16 protein-coding genes are annotated in these 16866 nt (G+C 54.3%); 11 read left to right on the forward strand and 5 right to left on the reverse strand.

Annotated features, from left to right (window positions below):
- Nucleotides 1-77: 77 nt before the first annotated feature.
- Nucleotides 78-1736, forward strand: coding sequence for an indolepyruvate decarboxylase (gene ipdC / locus ACERY3_RS11035; RefSeq protein ID WP_221701993.1), 1659 nt, complete (start codon nucleotides 78-80; stop codon nucleotides 1734-1736).
- Here the strand turns inward: ipdC and ACERY3_RS11040 are convergent, their stop codons facing one another.
- Nucleotides 1737-2972 (reverse strand): ion channel protein, encoded by a 1236-nt coding sequence (locus ACERY3_RS11040; RefSeq protein ID WP_045889205.1) that lies wholly within the window; start codon nucleotides 2970-2972, stop codon nucleotides 1737-1739.
- 205 nt (nucleotides 2973-3177) lie between these two features.
- Here ACERY3_RS11040 and glk point away from each other — a divergent pair, with 205 nt between their 5' ends.
- Nucleotides 3178-4143 (forward strand): glucokinase, encoded by a 966-nt coding sequence (glk, locus tag ACERY3_RS11045; protein WP_023308713.1) that lies wholly within the window; start codon nucleotides 3178-3180, stop codon nucleotides 4141-4143.
- 35 nt (nucleotides 4144-4178) lie between these two features.
- Here glk and ACERY3_RS11050 read toward each other — a convergent pair whose 3' ends face one another.
- Together ACERY3_RS11050 and ACERY3_RS11055 are read right to left on the reverse strand one after the other, a co-directional pair.
- Complete coding sequence (locus ACERY3_RS11050) at nucleotides 4179-4910, reverse strand: LytTR family DNA-binding domain-containing protein (RefSeq protein ID WP_045889204.1); 732 nt, start codon at nucleotides 4908-4910, stop codon at nucleotides 4179-4181.
- Nucleotides 4911-4913: 3 nt separating this feature from the next.
- On the reverse strand, nucleotides 4914-6620 hold the full coding sequence (locus ACERY3_RS11055) for a LytS/YhcK type 5TM receptor domain-containing protein (protein ID WP_373225625.1): 1707 nt from the start codon (nucleotides 6618-6620) through the stop codon (nucleotides 4914-4916).
- Nucleotides 6621-6739: 119 nt separating this feature from the next.
- Between ACERY3_RS11055 and ACERY3_RS11060 the strand changes: the two genes are divergently transcribed.
- Both ACERY3_RS11060 and alaC read left to right on the forward strand, forming a co-directional pair.
- Nucleotides 6740-6988, forward strand: a complete 249-nt coding sequence (locus ACERY3_RS11060) for a hypothetical protein (protein WP_319876370.1) — start codon at nucleotides 6740-6742, stop codon at nucleotides 6986-6988.
- A gap of 18 nt (nucleotides 6989-7006) precedes the next feature.
- Entirely contained in the window at nucleotides 7007-8245 is a 1239-nt protein-coding gene (gene alaC / locus ACERY3_RS11065; protein WP_023308710.1) for an alanine transaminase, read from the forward strand.
- Between the two features lie 52 nt (nucleotides 8246-8297).
- Here alaC and ypdK read toward each other — a convergent pair whose 3' ends face one another.
- Nucleotides 8298-8369, reverse strand: coding sequence for a membrane protein YpdK (gene ypdK, locus ACERY3_RS11070; RefSeq protein WP_099458937.1), 72 nt, complete (start codon nucleotides 8367-8369; stop codon nucleotides 8298-8300).
- A 357-nt stretch (nucleotides 8370-8726) separates the two neighbouring features.
- Nucleotides 8727-9647 carry a kdo(2)-lipid IV(A) palmitoleoyltransferase gene (gene lpxP, locus ACERY3_RS11075; protein ID WP_024907634.1) on the reverse strand — a complete coding sequence of 307 codons (921 nt, stop codon included), beginning with the start codon at nucleotides 9645-9647 and terminating at the stop codon, nucleotides 8727-8729.
- 12 nt (nucleotides 9648-9659) lie between these two features.
- On the opposite strand from lpxP, the gene ACERY3_RS11080 reads away from it, so the two are divergent.
- The 7 genes from ACERY3_RS11080 to hcp all read left to right on the forward strand — a co-directional run bounded on the left by ACERY3_RS11080 (nucleotide 9660) and on the right by hcp (nucleotide 16751).
- Nucleotides 9660-9800: a hypothetical protein gene (locus ACERY3_RS11080; RefSeq protein ID WP_162531704.1), complete on the forward strand. Its 141-nt coding sequence runs from the start codon at nucleotides 9660-9662 to the stop codon at nucleotides 9798-9800.
- A gap of 632 nt (nucleotides 9801-10432) precedes the next feature.
- Nucleotides 10433-10930 carry a type VI secretion system contractile sheath small subunit gene (tssB, locus tag ACERY3_RS11085; protein ID WP_094935815.1) on the forward strand — a complete coding sequence of 166 codons (498 nt, stop codon included), beginning with the start codon at nucleotides 10433-10435 and terminating at the stop codon, nucleotides 10928-10930.
- Between the two features lie 32 nt (nucleotides 10931-10962).
- Nucleotides 10963-12507: a type VI secretion system contractile sheath large subunit gene (tssC, locus tag ACERY3_RS11090; protein ID WP_033146134.1), complete on the forward strand. Its 1545-nt coding sequence runs from the start codon at nucleotides 10963-10965 to the stop codon at nucleotides 12505-12507.
- A 17-nt stretch (nucleotides 12508-12524) separates the two neighbouring features.
- Nucleotides 12525-13865, forward strand: a complete 1341-nt coding sequence (tssK, locus tag ACERY3_RS11095; protein WP_047060680.1) for a type VI secretion system baseplate subunit TssK — start codon at nucleotides 12525-12527, stop codon at nucleotides 13863-13865.
- On the forward strand, nucleotides 13862-14551 hold the full coding sequence (gene tssL, locus ACERY3_RS11100; RefSeq protein WP_096150714.1) for a type VI secretion system protein TssL, short form: 690 nt from the start codon (nucleotides 13862-13864) through the stop codon (nucleotides 14549-14551). Before tssK ends, tssL begins: the two co-directional genes overlap by 4 nt.
- On the forward strand, nucleotides 14548-16254 hold the full coding sequence (locus ACERY3_RS11105) for an OmpA family protein (protein WP_373225629.1): 1707 nt from the start codon (nucleotides 14548-14550) through the stop codon (nucleotides 16252-16254). The genes tssL and ACERY3_RS11105 overlap by 4 nt, the downstream gene beginning before the upstream one ends.
- Before the next feature lie 5 nt (nucleotides 16255-16259).
- Complete coding sequence (gene hcp, locus ACERY3_RS11110) at nucleotides 16260-16751, forward strand: type VI secretion system effector Hcp (RefSeq protein WP_023325816.1); 492 nt, start codon at nucleotides 16260-16262, stop codon at nucleotides 16749-16751.
- Nucleotides 16752-16866: the final 115 nt, after the last annotated feature.

Raw genomic sequence — 16866 nt, forward strand, 5'->3', positions numbered from 1 at the left:
TCTTATCGCCAATTCTGGACAGTCATCACGCTTATTTAATACTCAAGGTGAGGTCAACATTAGAAGGATACCTGTTCATGCGTACCCCATACTGCGTCGCCGATTACCTGCTGGACCGTCTTACGGATTGTGGAGCCGATCATCTGTTTGGCGTGCCGGGCGACTATAACCTGCAGTTTCTCGACCATGTGATAGACAGCCCGGATATCTGTTGGGTGGGCTGTGCCAACGAGTTAAACGCCTCCTATGCCGCGGACGGATACGCCCGATGTAAGGGCTTTGCCGCGCTGCTGACGACATTTGGCGTAGGAGAGTTAAGTGCGATGAACGGCATTGCGGGCAGCTACGCTGAGCACGTTCCGGTACTGCATATTGTGGGCGCGCCGGGTACGGCGTCACAGCAAAGAGGGGAGCTGCTGCACCATACGCTGGGCGACGGTGAGTTTCGTCATTTTTACCATATGAGCGAACCGATCACCGTTGCACAGGCGATCCTGACCGAACAAAACGCCTGTTACGAGATTGACCGGGTATTAACTACCATGCTCCGGGAGCGTCGCCCCGGCTATCTGATGCTGCCTGCGGATGTGGCAAAAAAAGCCGCCACGCCTCCTGTAAACGCTCTCACTCTCAAACACGCGCATGCCGATAGCGCCTGCCTGAAAGCGTTCCGGGATGCCGCTGAGAACAGGCTGGCCATGAGCAAGCGTACTGCGCTGCTGGCCGATTTCCTTGTCCTGCGCCATGGCCTGAAGCATGCCCTACAGAAGTGGGTCAAGGACGTGCCGATGGCACACGCCACCATGCTGATGGGTAAAGGCATATTTGACGAGCGTCACGCCGGTTTTTACGGCACCTACAGCGGTTCGGCGAGCGCCGGTGCGGTAAAAGAGGCGATTGAAGGGGCAGACACGGTGCTGTGCATCGGGACGCGATTTACCGATACCCTGACCGCCGGCTTCACGCATCAGCTAACCCCGTCACAAACAATTGAAGTTCAGCCTCATGCGTCACGCGTCGGTGACGTCTGGTTTACCGGCATCCCCATGCTTCAGGCAATCGAAACGCTGGTAGAGCTGTGTAAACTGCACGTGCACGATGCGCCGGTACCGTCGTCTCAAAGCGCGATGGAATATCCGCAGCCGGATGGCTCGCTGACGCAGGAGAATTTCTGGAAAACGTTGCAGACGTTTATCCGCCCTGGAGACATCATCCTTGCGGATCAAGGCACCTCGGCCTTCGGCGCGATCGACCTTCGTCTTCCGGCTGATGTGAATTTTATCGTCCAGCCGCTGTGGGGATCGATCGGCTACACCCTGGCCGCAGCGTTTGGTGCGCAAACCGCCTGCCCAAACCGGCGCGTGATTGTGCTGACGGGGGATGGCGCGGCGCAGCTCACCATCCAGGAGCTTGGCTCGATGCTGCGGGATAAACAACACCCGATCATTCTGGTCCTTAACAACGAAGGGTACACGGTGGAAAGAGCGATTCACGGGCCGGAACAGCGATATAACGACATTGCGCTATGGAACTGGACGCAAATCCCGCAGGCCCTGAGCCTTGATCCTCAGGCCCAGTGCTGGCGGGTCAGTGAAGCGGAGCAGCTGGCGGATGTCCTTGAGAAAGTGGCGCACCACGAGCGGCTCTCGCTAATTGAGGTGATGCTGCCGAAAGCCGATATCCCGCCGCTGCTGGGGGCGATTACTAAAGCGCTGGAAGCGCGCAATAGCGCCTGATTACTTGTCGTTTCGCCAGGCCATCATCATCGGTTTGCCCGCCAGCAGGAGCCAGGCGGGCAACATCACGATACAGAGCAGGGGGAAAAGCGTCGAATCGGGTACCACTACCGCCGCCATAAACAGGCTGAGCCAGGCGTCGCGCGTGACCACCAGAACCAGCCCCAGAATAGAGCAGGAGACGGTAATGGCCGCAGGCACCGCATCGACGTGTTCGTGCAACATCAGCCCCAGCGCTACACCGACAAAGACCACCGGGAAGATGCGTCCACCGCGAAAACCGCAGGCTGCAGCCACCACCAGCGCGGCCAGCTTAATCACGGCAAACAGCAGATAGTCGGAGACGCTAAACACCTGGCTGAAGGCCAGCTGCTGCATCTCATCCAGACCTTTGAACAACGTCACCGTCCCGCCGATTGCCCCTAAAATACCGAGGATCAAACCACCAGCCCCCAGAACTAACACCGGGTGTTTGAGTTTATGCATCAGCCGGTGCAGGCGAGGAAGACACCATACCGCTACCATTCCCAGCGCGATGGCGATCGCGACGACGATGGCGCCGCTGAAAATATCGGCTATCTGCATTTGCCCATAGTGGGGGAGGGTGAGTGAGAAGTGGGGATGGAAAAACAGGCTGGTCGTCAGCGCGCCGGCGGCTGCTGCCATCAGCGGAGCAAAGAGTTTATCCCACAGCGGGACGTCGTTATTGCCGCTGAGCGTCTGAGAAAAGATCAGTGCGGCAGCGACGGGCGTGCCGAAAAGTGCCCCGATGGTGCCTGCGGAGGCGAGGATGGTCCAGTCCAGCGCGCCGACGCGGGGCAAAATGCGTGAACCGAGGAAAACCGCCAGGCCAATATTCACCGCCATAATCGGATGCTCCGGCCCCAGGCTGACGCCGCCGGCCAGACCGATAATCAACGCAATGAGCAGTCCGGGCAGTGCCGAAGGGGGAACCGGGGCGCCAATCAGCGGTTCCTGCGCCGGATCGGGGCCGGCATGGCCGGGACTGAAACGGATCACCAGGCCTACCGCAATACCGGTTAACGTCAGCATCACAACGATCCAGGCAGGGGAATCAGCATTGACCCCCAGTTTTGTCGGAAGCGCTGTCCATAACATGGCTTGCAGCACCGACGCGACTTTCATCACGACAATGAGCACCAGACTTGAGGCCACGCCAATAATTAGCGCCGGAATTGCCAGCAACAGCATGGTTCTGGCTCGCGGGTGGAGCATGATGATTTCCTTGTACAAAACGGTATTACGTTACTTTGCACATTAAGCTTTATGGCAATAGTGCAAAAGGTGCTGAAACGGTAAAGTTATTCTGTGACGAAGATCGATAATCCATGGGCATTCACCTTATGGCCGTTGTTGTTATCACGCCTTGAATTTACAGTGTCCCAAAGATTTATTTTGACTTTAGCGGAGCAGTAGAAGAATGACAAAGTATGCTTTGGTAGGTGATGTGGGCGGCACGAACGCGCGCCTCGCATTGTGCGATGTTAGTAGCGGTGAGATTTCCCGGGCGAAAACCTATTCCGGGCTGGATTATCCAAGCCTTGAGGCCGTTGTCCGCGTCTATCTGGAAGAGCATCAGGTGAGCGTTGAAGACGGCTGCATCGCGATAGCCTGCCCGATAACCGGTGACTGGGTCGCAATGACCAACCATACCTGGGCATTCTCCATCGCCGAGATGAAAAAAAACCTCGGTTTTTCCCATCTTGAAATCATCAATGACTTTACCGCGGTGTCCATGGCGATCCCAATGCTGAAGCCAGAGCATCTGATCCAGTTTGGCGGCGCTGAACCGGTCGAAGGCAAGCCGATTGCGGTTTACGGGGCCGGTACAGGCCTCGGCGTGTCGCATCTGGTGCATGTTGCTCAGCGCTGGGTGAGCCTGCCGGGTGAAGGCGGCCACGTAGACTTTGCGCCAAACAGCGAAGAAGAGGGCATTATCCTCGAAGAGTTACGCGCTGAGATCGGCCACGTCTCCGCCGAGCGCGTCCTTTCAGGTCCGGGGCTGGTGAATCTGTACCGCGCGATTGTGAAATCAGACGGTCGTCTGCCGGAAAACCTGCAGCCGAAAGACGTCACCGAACGCGCGCTGGCGGACAGCTGCATTGACTGCCGTCGTGCCCTGTCGCTGTTCTGCGTGATCATGGGACGTTTCGGCGGCAACCTGGCGCTGACGCTGGGCACCTTCGGTGGAGTCTATATCGCGGGCGGGATCGTACCGCGCTTCCTCGACTTCTTTAAAGCCTCGGGCTTCCGCGGCGGGTTTGAAGATAAAGGGCGTTTCAGAAGCTACGTGCAGGACATTCCGGTTTATCTGATCGTGCATGACAATCCAGGACTGCTGGGTTCCGGGGCCCATCTGCGTCAGGTTCTCGGTCAAATCCTCTGATGCAGAGCCCTCTCCCGCAGGAGAGGGCCTTTTCTTTACAGGTGCATCAGCTGACGAAACTCTTTCACCTTGCTGCGGCTTACCGGCACCTGAAAATCCAGATCCTTCAGACGCAAAATGTAGGTGTTGTTAAACCACGGTTCGATCTCGCGGATTTTGTTTAAATTTACGCAAAACGACCGGTGGCAGCGGAAAAAGTGTGCTGTCGGCAGCTTGCTGCAGAATTCGGTAATGTTCATCGCCATCACGTACGATTCCCGCCGCGTATAGACAAACGTCATCTTTTCGTGCGCTTCGGCGTAATAGATATCGTTGACCGGCGTCACGATGATGCGCTCATCTTTGACCAGATTAATGGTGTCGTTTTCCCGTACCATTGGGGTGGCGCTAGCGGGAGCGGTCTGCTGCTGCCATGCGGCCTCCAGCTTTTGCAGCATGCTGACAATTCGCGACTCCTGATAAGGCTTAAGAATATAGTCAAACGCCTCCAGCTCGAAGGCCTCTACGGCGTGCTCTTTCCAGGCGGTAACGAACACAATAAACGGCTTATGGGCAAACTGATTGATGTTTTGCGCCAGCAATACGCCATCCAGCGACGGGATATTGATATCCAGGAAAATCGCATCGACCCGGTTATGCTGCAAAAATTTCAGCACGTCCAGACCATCATCAAACGTGCCCACAATCTCCATCTGGCTGTGGGTTTTGATAAGCCAGGTGAGCTCCTGCTGAGCCAGGAATTCATCTTCTACGATGATAACTTTCATGGGTTACTCCACCTGGGGCAACAGTGATGTCGTCGTATGCGCGCGCGAGCGCTCATTCGGGACGTAAAAAGCAATTTCGGTACCCGGCTCAAGACGTTGAATATGCAGACCGTCGCCGTAAAGCAGCTTGACCCGGTGGTGCACGTTCAGCAGACCGATTTTATTCCCCGGCATCTCGTTAGACTCCACGTGCTCAATGACTTTTGGATCAATCCCGTGGCCGGTATCGCGCACGGCAATCCGCACCCGGTTGCCGCTTTCGGTGACGCTAATGGTGACGACGCCTTTGCCTTTACAGGGCTGAATACCGTGAACAATCGCGTTTTCGACCAGCGGCTGGATAAGCAGGCTCGGGATCACGCAGTTGACCTCTTCATCAATATCGTAAATGACCGTGAGCTTGTCGCCAAAGCGGGCCTGCTCAATCGCGATGTAGTCCTTGATCTGATAAAGCTCTTTTTTGATGTCGATCTGCTCGTCATCTTTCAGCTCGATGTTGTAGCGCAGATAGCGCGACAGGTTAAAAATCAGCTGGCGCGCGGTGTCCGGATTAAGGCGAATGGACGAGGAGATAGCGTTCAGCGCGTTAAACAGGAAATGGGGATTAATTTTACTCTGCAGCGCGCGCAGTTCTGCCTTATTTGCCATCTCGCGCAGCTGTTCCGCCCGCGAAACCTCAAGCTGGGTGGAGATTATCTGCGACAGGCCGATGGCCATCTCCTGCAGCGTCGAGGTGATCTGATGCGCGTGGCAGTAATAAATTTTCAGCGTGCCCGTCACGACGCCTTTCTCCCACAGCGGGATGACCAGCATCGAGTGAATTTCCGGCGTTCGGTGGGCTTCATCATTGTTTTTAATAATGATTTTACCGTAGTTAATCGCCTGTCTGGTGGTCGGGCTTATGGTGTCATCGTTGTCGCGATAGTTGTGCTCCCCGACGCCAACGTAGGCCAGCACGTGATCAATATTGGTGATGGCGACGGCGTCAGCGTGGATGTCATGGCGAATGATCTCGCAGACCTGACGCAACGATTCCGCGTTAACGTGGCGGAAAAGCGGCAGCGTTTTGTTGGCGATATCCAGCGCCAGCTTGGCCTGACGGGCGGCGCTGGCCTCTTTTTCCCCTTCAACGCTTTGCACCAGCAGCACGATAAAACCGATGCACACGCTGCCCAGGATCATCGGAATACCGATTTTCGAGACGATATCCAGCCCCAGCGCGGTGGTGGGTGCCCAGACGACGACCAGGATCATGGTCAGCGTTTCGCACACCATGCCTGCGACGATCCCGGCGCGCCAGCGCTGTTTTTTCGGGATTTTGCGGCTGATCCAGCCGGAAAGCACCCCGGCGATAATGCTGGTGATAAAGCACGGCACCGCCGTTACGCCACCGATATCAATCAGATAGCGGTGCGTCCCGGCAATCAGGCCGGTGATAACGCCCACCCACGGACCAAACAAAATCCCGCCGGACATGACGGCGATAATGCGCACGTTAACCAGCGAACCCTCTACCGGCACGCCGGACCAGGTGCTGAACAGGGCGAACAGCGAAAAGATGGCGGTAACGGCCAGCAGCTCTTTTGGCGAGTGGGCTGATTTGTGCAGCAGCTCGCGAAACAGGCGAATGCGAATGAGGAAGAACAGGCAAATCAGCATTAATGCCGCGCGGTCAAAAACCGCCAGCAGCATAGTGAATATTTCGTGCACGAGTAGACCTGGGAAAACGGGAAAGAACCATGATAAAAAACCTGGCGCGTATTGACCAGCTATCCGTCAGGTTTATCAAATGAGGAAAAACCATAATTTTGAAAGGGGATTATCTGGCGATGACCGAGGCGTCCTGTTTTTTTCTGAACGGCGAATCATCAGGTAACTGGTTTGATATCATCCTGTTAAATAACAGCTATCAGACAGCCTATCCCGAAACAGGGGCTTCCGCTTTTAGGCGCAGCCGGGTTCCGGTTTTTAGTCGATCGCTTTTTTTTCATTTCCCTCTCGACAGCATGATTTTTTTCAGGTTATTTTCTAAACATGCCACATCGGTGGCAGCGTCGCTCGGACGGTCCGGGCGCTAACGTTAATCTGAGGAATCTATGGCTGAATTCAGTCCTGAACGCCGTTTTACGCGTATCGATCGTCTCCCCCCTTATGTTTTCAATATCACTGCTGAACTGAAAATGGCTGCGCGTCGGCGCGGCGAAGATATTATCGATTTCAGCATGGGTAACCCTGACGGTCCAACGCCACCGCATATCGTTGAAAAGCTCTGCACGGTTGCCCAGCGCCCGGATACGCACGGCTACTCGACCTCTCGCGGTATTCCCAGGTTACGTCGCGCGATCTCGCGCTGGTATCAGGATCGCTATCAGGTTGATATCGATCCGGAAAGTGAAGCGATTGTCACCATCGGCTCGAAAGAGGGGCTGGCACACCTGATGCTGGCCACGCTGGATCATGGCGACACGGTGCTGGTGCCTAATCCAAGCTACCCGATCCATATCTACGGCGCGGTGATTGCCGGTGCGCAGGTCCGTTCTGTGCCGCTGGTGGAAGGTGTCGATTTCTTTAACGAACTGGAACGTGCGATTCGCGAAAGCTATCCGAAACCTAAGATGATGATCCTCGGTTTCCCGTCGAACCCAACGGCGCAGTGCGTGGAGCTTGATTTCTTCGAGAAAGTGGTTGCCCTGGCCAAGCGTTATGACGTGCTGGTGGTTCACGATTTAGCCTATGCAGATATCGTCTATGACGGCTGGAAAGCCCCGTCGATTATGCAGGTCCCGGGCGCGCGTGATGTGGCGGTAGAGTTCTTCACCCTGTCGAAAAGCTACAACATGGCGGGCTGGCGTATTGGCTTTATGGTGGGTAACAAAACGCTGGTGAGTGCCCTGGCGCGCATTAAGAGTTACCACGACTACGGTACCTTCACGCCGCTGCAGGTCGCGGCTATCGCTGCCCTGGAAGGCGACCAGCAGTGCGTTCACGAGATTGCCGCCCAGTATAAGCGCCGCCGCGATGTGCTGGTAAAAGGGTTGCATGAAGCGGGCTGGATGGTGGAAATGCCGAAGGCGTCTATGTACGTCTGGGCAAAAATTCCGGAGCCCTATGCGGCGATGGGATCGCTGGAGTTTGCTAAAAAGCTGCTTCAGGATGCAAAGGTGTGTGTCTCGCCTGGCATTGGATTCGGTGATTATGGCGACACCCATGTGCGATTTGCCCTGATTGAAAACAGCGACCGTATTCGTCAGGCGGTGAGGGGCATCAAGAGTATGTTCCGGGCCGACGGTCTTCTGACCTCAAAGAGCGTCGCTGAACATCCCGCGTCGTCATGACATAAAAAAACAGGAGCCGTTGGCTCCTGTTTTTTTGACTGCATGTTCTTCACTAGATCATCAGGGCAAAGGTTCCGGCCCAGACTAAAACAATCACCGAAATGCCCATAAAGAAATATTTCACGTTTCATCGCTCCGCGTATCTTGTGGTACGCATTTAAAAACAGAGTCCACCTGATTATATAGAACTGAAATCCGGTCAAAACGGAAATGAGAATTTTCCCGTTATGCCGTTAACTCCAGCTCAGAATTCTGTGCTTTCCTGTTGCCAGACGGCGCTAATGTACGCTTAAAAATGAGGGGTGACAAGAGGGATTTTTTTAAATAATTTCCGTTACTTACGAGTGTCGTGGAACGGCGACAGTTTGATTTCACTTCGCAATAAATTCACTTTGGGCGACGCATTGAAAGATAATTACTCAGCGGGAAGACAGGTGATTGAAAAGGTTAGTTTCTTAGCGAAACTAACCTTCATGAAGGGCTAAATATAGAGCGAGGCTTCGCCAAGAGGGCGGGTTTTGAAACGACGATGCATCCACAGATATTGCTCTGGCGCGCGCATGATTTCAGTTTCGATGACTTTATTGATAAACGCGGCCGCTTCGCACTCGTTTTCCGGATAGTTAGCCATTTCCGGGGAGATGTGCAGGCGATAGCCTGACTTATCTGCTTTTCTCACCATCGTCACGGTCAGCATGGAGGCACCAGACAGACGTGAAATGACAAAGGTACCGTTAGTCGTCGCAACGTCTTTCACCGCAAAGAAAGGCGCAAAGCTGCTGCCTTTACGTCCATAATCCTGATCGGGGGCAAACCAGACGGCCTCTCCTTTCTTGAGAGCACCGACCATACCGCGCAGGTTATTACGGCTGATCATCGCCTTATTGGAACGCATACGGCCTCGCGTCTGCACCCATTCCATAAGCGCACTGTTGTGCGGTCTGTAGGTTGCCATCATTGGCTGGCAAAGCCCCATCACGCGGCCGCCCAGCTCCAGCGACATAAAGTGAACGCCGACGACCATCACGCCGCGTTTTTGCATCTGCGCGCGTTTAAGGTTATCCAGGCCTTCCACGTCAAACCATTTGCGGACACGTTCATCTGGCCAGAACCATGCCATGCCGGTTTCAAGCAGCGCCATGCCGATAGACTTGAAGTTTTCAGCGATGAGTTTCTCACGCTCCTCTGCATTGTACTGCGGAAAACAAAGCTCAATATTTTTACGCGCGATGGATTCGCGACGTTTCAGGAAAACGCGGGAAGCGCTGCCCAGTTTTGACCCCAGCAAGCGCAGGACAGGGTACGGAAGTTGAACCAGCAACCAGAGTACGCCAAGGCCAAACCATGTAAACCAGTAACGCGGGTGTAAAAACGCACGTTGAAATTTGGATTGAGACAAAATAGTAGAACCTATGTGAAGCCTGTAAAGGTAGCGCAGAGTTTGCGATACGACGTGCCGATAAGACCGTTCTTCAAGGTGATGGTTGCAGGCTTTACCGAACTTTACGGCGGCGTTGCCTGGCCACTGCTGATTTGGGCGGGCGGCGTAATGTAGCACCGTTATACGATATGTGCTATTACTCGTTTTTGATTAAAAAAGCGGCGATCCGGGAGGTGTTTGATTTTACACTGTATAAACTCCAGAAGGGAGAGCAGTTCTCATGCCTGAGAGAAGAACTGAAGTCTTTGCGCAAGGAGGAGTGGGCCGACAAAAGAGCAGCAGTGTTTATTTTCGGACCCGCATCTACATTTTATTTTCCTTCGAATAATAAATAAGAATTTTCTTTGTGAAAATTCTTATTTATTATTCATGTTATCAATCAATTCGTCACTCTTCTTCATTCATTAACCTCTGTCATTTATCTGCTTGCAATAACCTGTTGCCGTTCCTTCATCTTTTTTTAATATCATGTTGTGATGCAAATCAAAACAAGATGGTTTTATTAGCATCTCTCTGGCTGCGATCCTTTTTACGGTGCAAATATTCGCTTTGTGTGAAAAAAGCAGTGTCTTTTCCTGAGCTGAACGGATAATCCGTAATAATATCTTAGTGGAAAATTCTTAAGAAATTTCTTATTGCGGATAAATGATCTGTGTATTTGATTTTGCATCGATCATTATTCTAATATTGCGCATCAAGAACGATACCGTGAAGTTGGCGTAGCAAAAACAAAGAGGGATGATGAGATGGCTGACAGTTTTCAGAATGAGGTGCCTAAGGCACGTATTAACCTGAAGCTTGACCTGCATACAGGCGGGGCAAGCAAGAAAATGGAATTACCGCTGAAATTACTGGTTGCGGGTGATTTCAGTAATGGGAAAGAGTCTGCTCAAATATCTGAGCGTGAGAAAGTTAACATCACGAAAAATAATTTCGACAGTGTTCTTTCTGAATACTCCCCAAAACTTAATCTAACCGTTAAAAATACGCTCTCTGATGATGGTGGTGAGGAAAATGTTCAGCTGACTTTCCAGAGCATGAAAGATTTCACGCCAGAGCAGGTGGCTGCTCAGATACCGCAGCTGAAGGCGATGCTGGCGATGCGCAACTTGCTTCGCGATCTGAAGGCCAATTTGCTGGATAACCAGACTTTCCGAAAAGAGCTGGAAAAAATCCTCCTGGACCAGTCTCTTAGTGCTGAACTGCGAAATGAACTATCCGCACTGGCATCAAGAAAATCGTAACCATCACGCTGTTTTAACGGATTAAACAAGGAATGCTCATGTCTGTACAAAATAATATTGCCGGTAGTGAAAGCGTGGTGCTGGAACGTCCTGCTGCGGGTGGGGTTTACGCCTCCCTGTTTGAGAAAATCAATCTGAATCCTGTCTCCGAGTTGAGCGCGTTAGACCTCTGGCAAGATGCGCAGGCGATGTCAGATGCAACCGCTGATGAGCGTCTGACTGCAGGTATGCAGGTCTTTCTGGAATGTCTGACCAAAGCAGGCGCGAAGGTCGAAAAACTGGATAAAAGCCTTATCGATCATCACATCGCTGAGCTCGATTACCAGATCAGCCGCCAGCTGGACGCGGTTATGCACCATGACGAGTTTCAGGCGGTCGAAAGCCTCTGGCGTGGGGTGAAATCACTGATTGATAAAACAGATTTTCGCCAGAACGTGAAAATTGAGCTTCTGAGTATGTCCAAAGAAGACCTGCGGCAGGACTTTGAAGATACCCCGGAAATCATCCAGAGTGGTCTGTATAAACACACCTACATTGATGAATATGATACTCCAGGCGGCGAGCCGATTGCGGCACTGATTTCCGCTTACGAGTTTGATGCTTCAGCTCAGGATGTCGCTCTGCTTCGCAACATCTCTAAGGTATCCGCTGCTGCACATATGCCGTTTATCGGCTCAGCAGGCCCGAAATTCTTCCTTAAAGAGTCCATGGAAGACGTCGCGGCGATTAAAGATATTGGTAATTATTTTGACCGCGCAGAGTACATCAAGTGGAAATCGTTCCGCGATACTGATGACGCTCGCTACATCGGCCTGGTCATGCCGCGCGTATTGGGACGTTTACCGTATGGCCCGGACACCGTTCCGGTTCGCAGCTTCAACTATGTCGAAGAAGTCAAAGGTCCCGATCACGACAAATACCTGTGGACCAATGCATCGTTTGCCTTCGCGTCCAACATGGTGCGCAGCTTTATCAATAATGGCTGGTGTGTACAAATCCGTGGCCCGCAGGCTGGTGGTGCGGTTCAGGACCTGCCTATCCATCTGTACGATCTCGGTACCGGCAATCAGGTAAAAATCCCGAGTGAAGTGATGATTCCTGAAACCCGTGAATTCGAATTCGCGAATCTGGGCTTCATTCCTTTGTCCTACTACAAAAACCGTGACTACGCGTGCTTCTTCTCAGCCAACTCCACTCAGAAACCGGCGCTGTACGACACCGCTGATGCGACGGCTAACAGCCGCATCAACGCCCGTCTTCCGTACATCTTCCTGCTGTCGCGTATCGCCCATTACCTGAAGCTGATTCAGCGCGAGAACATCGGTACCACCAAAGACCGTCGACTGCTGGAGCTGGAGCTGAACACGTGGGTCCGCAGCCTGGTGACCGAAATGACCGATCCGGGCGACGAGTTGCAGGCTTCTCACCCGCTGCGTGACGCGAAGGTGGTAGTGGAAGACATCGAAGACAATCCGGGCTTCTTCCGCGTGAAGCTGTACGCCGTGCCGCACTTCCAGGTGGAGGGCATGGACGTCAATCTGTCGCTGGTTTCCCAGATGCCGAAAGCGAAATCGTAAAAACAGGCAGGAAGCCGATGAAAACGGAACAACCGTTATGGGGTAGGGGCATTATGGTCTCTCCCCAGCATTTTCAGCAACAGGTCGCGTATGCGGCCTGGTCTGCCGAATGTATTGCCCGGCTGGGCCTCTCCTGTCCATGGGGGGTAATTAATGCCACCTTCGAACCGGAAGCTCTCAGGCTTGGACGTCTGCAGGCCCATCATCTGCATGTCCGTTTTCAGGACGGTACGCTGATTGATACAGATAATGCCGATACTCTGCCTCCGGTCCTGTCGCTTGAAAGCGAATCGCAGGAGGTGACGGTGGTACTGGCACTACCTCTGCTGCGGTCGAACGGCGGCAACTGCCTGAAACCCGAAGAAGTGGCCGAGCGTCCGGTGCGATATCGTCAGCGCTGGCGGGATGTGCGCAATGCCTATGGAGATGATACCCGTCAGATTGCCGTAATGCAGCCCGAACTGACCCTGCGTTTTGCGCATCAGAACAACAGCGATTACCTGATTTGTCCGGTCGCCCGACTGCAGCAAGACTCGCAGGGTACATGGCAATTAGACGAGACGTTTCTTCCTCCACTGTTGACTCTCCAGGGCAGCCGTTGGCTGGTTACCCAGCTTGAACAACTCATGACTCAACTGCGGGCCCGTCTGTGCCGTCTGATGGCGATGCGGCGTGAAAGCAATGAACGCATGGCAGACTTCGCCGTGGCCGATGTATCACTGTTCTGGCTGCTCAACGCGCTGAACAGCGCTGAGCCCGTGCTTGGCCAGTTCCAGCGGAACCTGCAAAGCCCGCCGGAGCGGCTTTATCCGGAACTTTCTCGACTGGCAGGGAGCCTGCTGACTTTCTCTCTGGAACATCAGGTGAGCGCTATACCGATCTGGCACCACGAGCAACTCAATACGGTGTTTCCGCCGCTGTTCGATTTGCTTGGCGATCTGCTTGAAGCCAGCCTGCCATCCCGCGTGGTGGCCCTGTCACTCGATTATGACCCACGGCTGCACTTCTGGCAGGCTCGACTGCATGACCCGCGTCTGCGCGAAGGGGCTGATTACTATCTTTCTGTGCGCTCGCCGATCCCAGTAGCGCAACTGCAGGAACAGTTCCCGCGTCAGTGTAAGGTGGGCAGTCCTGACCATGTGCGGGGGATCGTCAACTCTTCCCGCGTGGGCGTGCCGTTGATGCCATTGCGCCATGTACCAGCCGCCATTCCGCTGCGCCTGGAAAATCAGTATTTCAGTCTCGATCTCTCCCATCCTCTGGCGACTGAGATGCTTCAGAGTGGGACGTGTATGTTTTACGTCCCGGGCATGCTGGGCGAGCCTGAACTTGAACTCTTTGCGGTACTGAGAACATGAGTGAACGTAAACACGGCGCTGCCGTATCTGTTGATATTGACGCCCTGCTGCAGGATACCTGGCTGCAGGTCATTAGCCTTCGTCATGGACCGCAGTTTCAGGAAGGTGAGGGTCGGATTTTGTGGGAGCGCTGTATCGCTGACGTGGAGCGCGTTCAGCGCGAACTGAAAGCGAGTGAACTCGACGAAGCCAGCTGTGAGCATATCCTCACTGCACAATGTGCATTGCTTGACGAGGCGGTCAAAGGACGAGGTGTGGAGGATGACGCCTGCGTGCAGTGGTATGACATTCCCCTGCAGGGACACTTCCTCGGCACGATGGACGCCGGCGACACCCTGTGTGACAGGATGCGCGATGTGCTGCGCGAACCAGCACCAGACATTGCCGTACTGACCTGCTTCCAGCGGGTAATGATGCTCGGATTTCTGGGGGGCTATCGCGCGCTGAACGATCCTGAACGCCAGAAGCTGGTCAGCGCGCTCAGTGAACATGTCGCGCCGTTCAGCTATCCGCAGACCCACCCTGTTCTGGCAGAAAGCCGTGCCGGGTGGGGAATGGGCGGATGGCTCGCATCATGGCCTGCACGTATTGGACTAAGCGTGATTGTTCTTGCCGCGCTCTGGTGGGGACTGGATCGTTGGCTCGATCAGATGCTGCTGACCCTGCTGCCGGGAGCCATAAAATGAGTCCTGTACAACAGCGCGGGCTTGCGCTGTGGGCAGCCCTGCTGAGTGCGGTGGTCTGTCTGGCTTTTCTGCCGGTATCCCGGCTGGCTTCAGTGCTCGTTCTGCTGGCGATGCTCGGGGTTATCTTCGTGTTCTGGTATATCACCAAACCTCGTGCGGAGCATGACGTCACCCTGCTTCTGGATGACCTTCCTGAAGCCACTTACCGTCAGCCCGTGGTGCTGGTTTGTGGCGATCTGCCGCTGACCTGGCCGCAGCAGTCATCAGTACTCATCGTCACGCAGGGATGCTGGATCCGCGTTGAGGATCATCAGGATCTGGAGCAGGTTGCCCGTCAGGTACTGTGGCAGCGTCCGGACTGGGGACATCAGATGTCAGTGATGGTCAGTGTCTGCCCGCAGAAACACGTTGACAGTGAAGCCCTGACAAGTCGTCTGCTGGCTCTGCGCTGGCAAATCAGCCAGTTGCGTAAAGAAACGGGACATTCTGTGCCATTGATTTTGAATGGTCAGATCGGCAGCGCGATGACGGATGACATGCTCTGGCAGGCCGCTATTCCGGGTGAAGGGTGGACTGTCTGGCGTGAGTCGAGTGCGCCTTGTTCAATTGCCGCGTGGGTCTCCACTGGCGGTGCGCCTGTGATGCAGCAGCAGGTGCTGATGAACAGCCTGATGAGCTGGTTCCATCAGCATGTCCAGGCGGTATTCATCGATGATAATCCTGATGTTCCGGCCATTGCACCTGCAGCGCTGCTGTGGGGAATGGGACCGATTCTTGCCGGAAGCCTTGCATCATCAGCCTGGACGGCGTGGTTATCGCGTCATACTGCCATGCAGCAGGTGACCGGCTGGCAGCCCAGGGGGACGGACAGTACGGTGATCTCACCCTTACCGGATTTCATCCTGCCGCTGCTACCGGAGGGAAGTGGACTCACTCCCCAGGCCCGCACCTGGCGCTGTGCCCTTGGTCTTTTCACCCTGGCGGCCATCGCCGCGCTGCTCAGCAGTGGCTGGAACAATCGCCAGCTGCTGCATCGCGTGAGCTTCGATATAGCCCGTTATGACAGCCTCTCCATGGATGACTACGGCCCGAAGGCTAGCGCCGTAGCGGCCCTTCGTGAGAATGCGGCGCTGCTGGATGACTATGCACGTAACGGCGTACTGGCCCGACTGGGTCTGGGGCTTTATCAGGGGGAACGCCTACGGATGCCCCTTCTGGAAGCGATCCGCTCGTATATGCCGCCGCCTCCTAAACCGCAGCTAACCCCAAAACCGGTGCCGAAAATTGTGAGGCTCGACAGCATGTCACTGTTCGATTCCGGCAAGTTCGAGCTGAAGGCGGGTTCCACCAAAATGCTGGTGAATTCTCTGGTCGGCGTGAAGGCGAAGCCCGGCTGGCTGATTGTCGTGTCAGGGCATACCGATAACACCGGCAATCCGCAACTAAACCAGACGTTGTCTCTGAAACGTGCCGAAGCGGTGCGCAGCTGGATGCGTGACACCGGCGACGTGCCGGAAAGCTGTTTTGCGGTGCAGGGCTATGGCGAAAGTCGCCCTGTCGCAACCAACGACACCCCGGAAGGGCGTGCGCTTAACCGCCGTGTCGAAATCAGTCTGGTACCGCAGGCAAGTGCCTGTCAGATACCCGGCAAACACCTGGCGCCATCGAAGGATGATGGCGTCTCAGAAAATATAACGGAGTAATTAACATGGCAATTCCTGTTTATCTTTGGCTGAAGGACGACGGCGGCGCGGACATCAAAGGGTCTGTTGACGTTCAGGATCGTGAAGGCAGCATCGAAGTGGTTGCACAGGAGCATAACCTGTACATCCCGACCGACAACAATACCGGCAAGCTGACCGGCACCCGTATCCACACGCCGTTCCTGTTCACGAAGGAAATCGATTCCTCCAGCCCGTACCTGTACAAGGCGGTGACCACGGGTCAGACCCTAAAATCCGCTGAGTTCAAGTGGTACAAAATCAACGACGCGGGCCAGGAAGTGGAGTACTTCAACACCAAACTGGAAAACGTGAAGGTAGTGAAAGTGAATCCTGAAATGTATGACATCAAGGATCCTTCTAAAGAGAAGCACAACCACCTTGAACGCGTTGAACTGCGTTACGAAAAAATTACCTGGACCTACAAAGACGGCAACATCATTCATTCCGACTCCTGGAACGAACGCGCCACCGCGTAAGTCGCATGCGGACAGGGCCCTGTCCGCAGTTTTTTGCTGAGTGCCTGTACGTAACGGGCTTTCAGCAAAGAAAACCACAAACTGCCAGCCTGACCATATGCGCTTTGGTCCCCTT

Source organism: Enterobacter cloacae complex sp. ESBL7 (genome assembly GCF_041679625.1).
GTDB classification, from domain to species: Bacteria; Pseudomonadota; Gammaproteobacteria; order Enterobacterales; family Enterobacteriaceae; genus Enterobacter; species Enterobacter asburiae_B.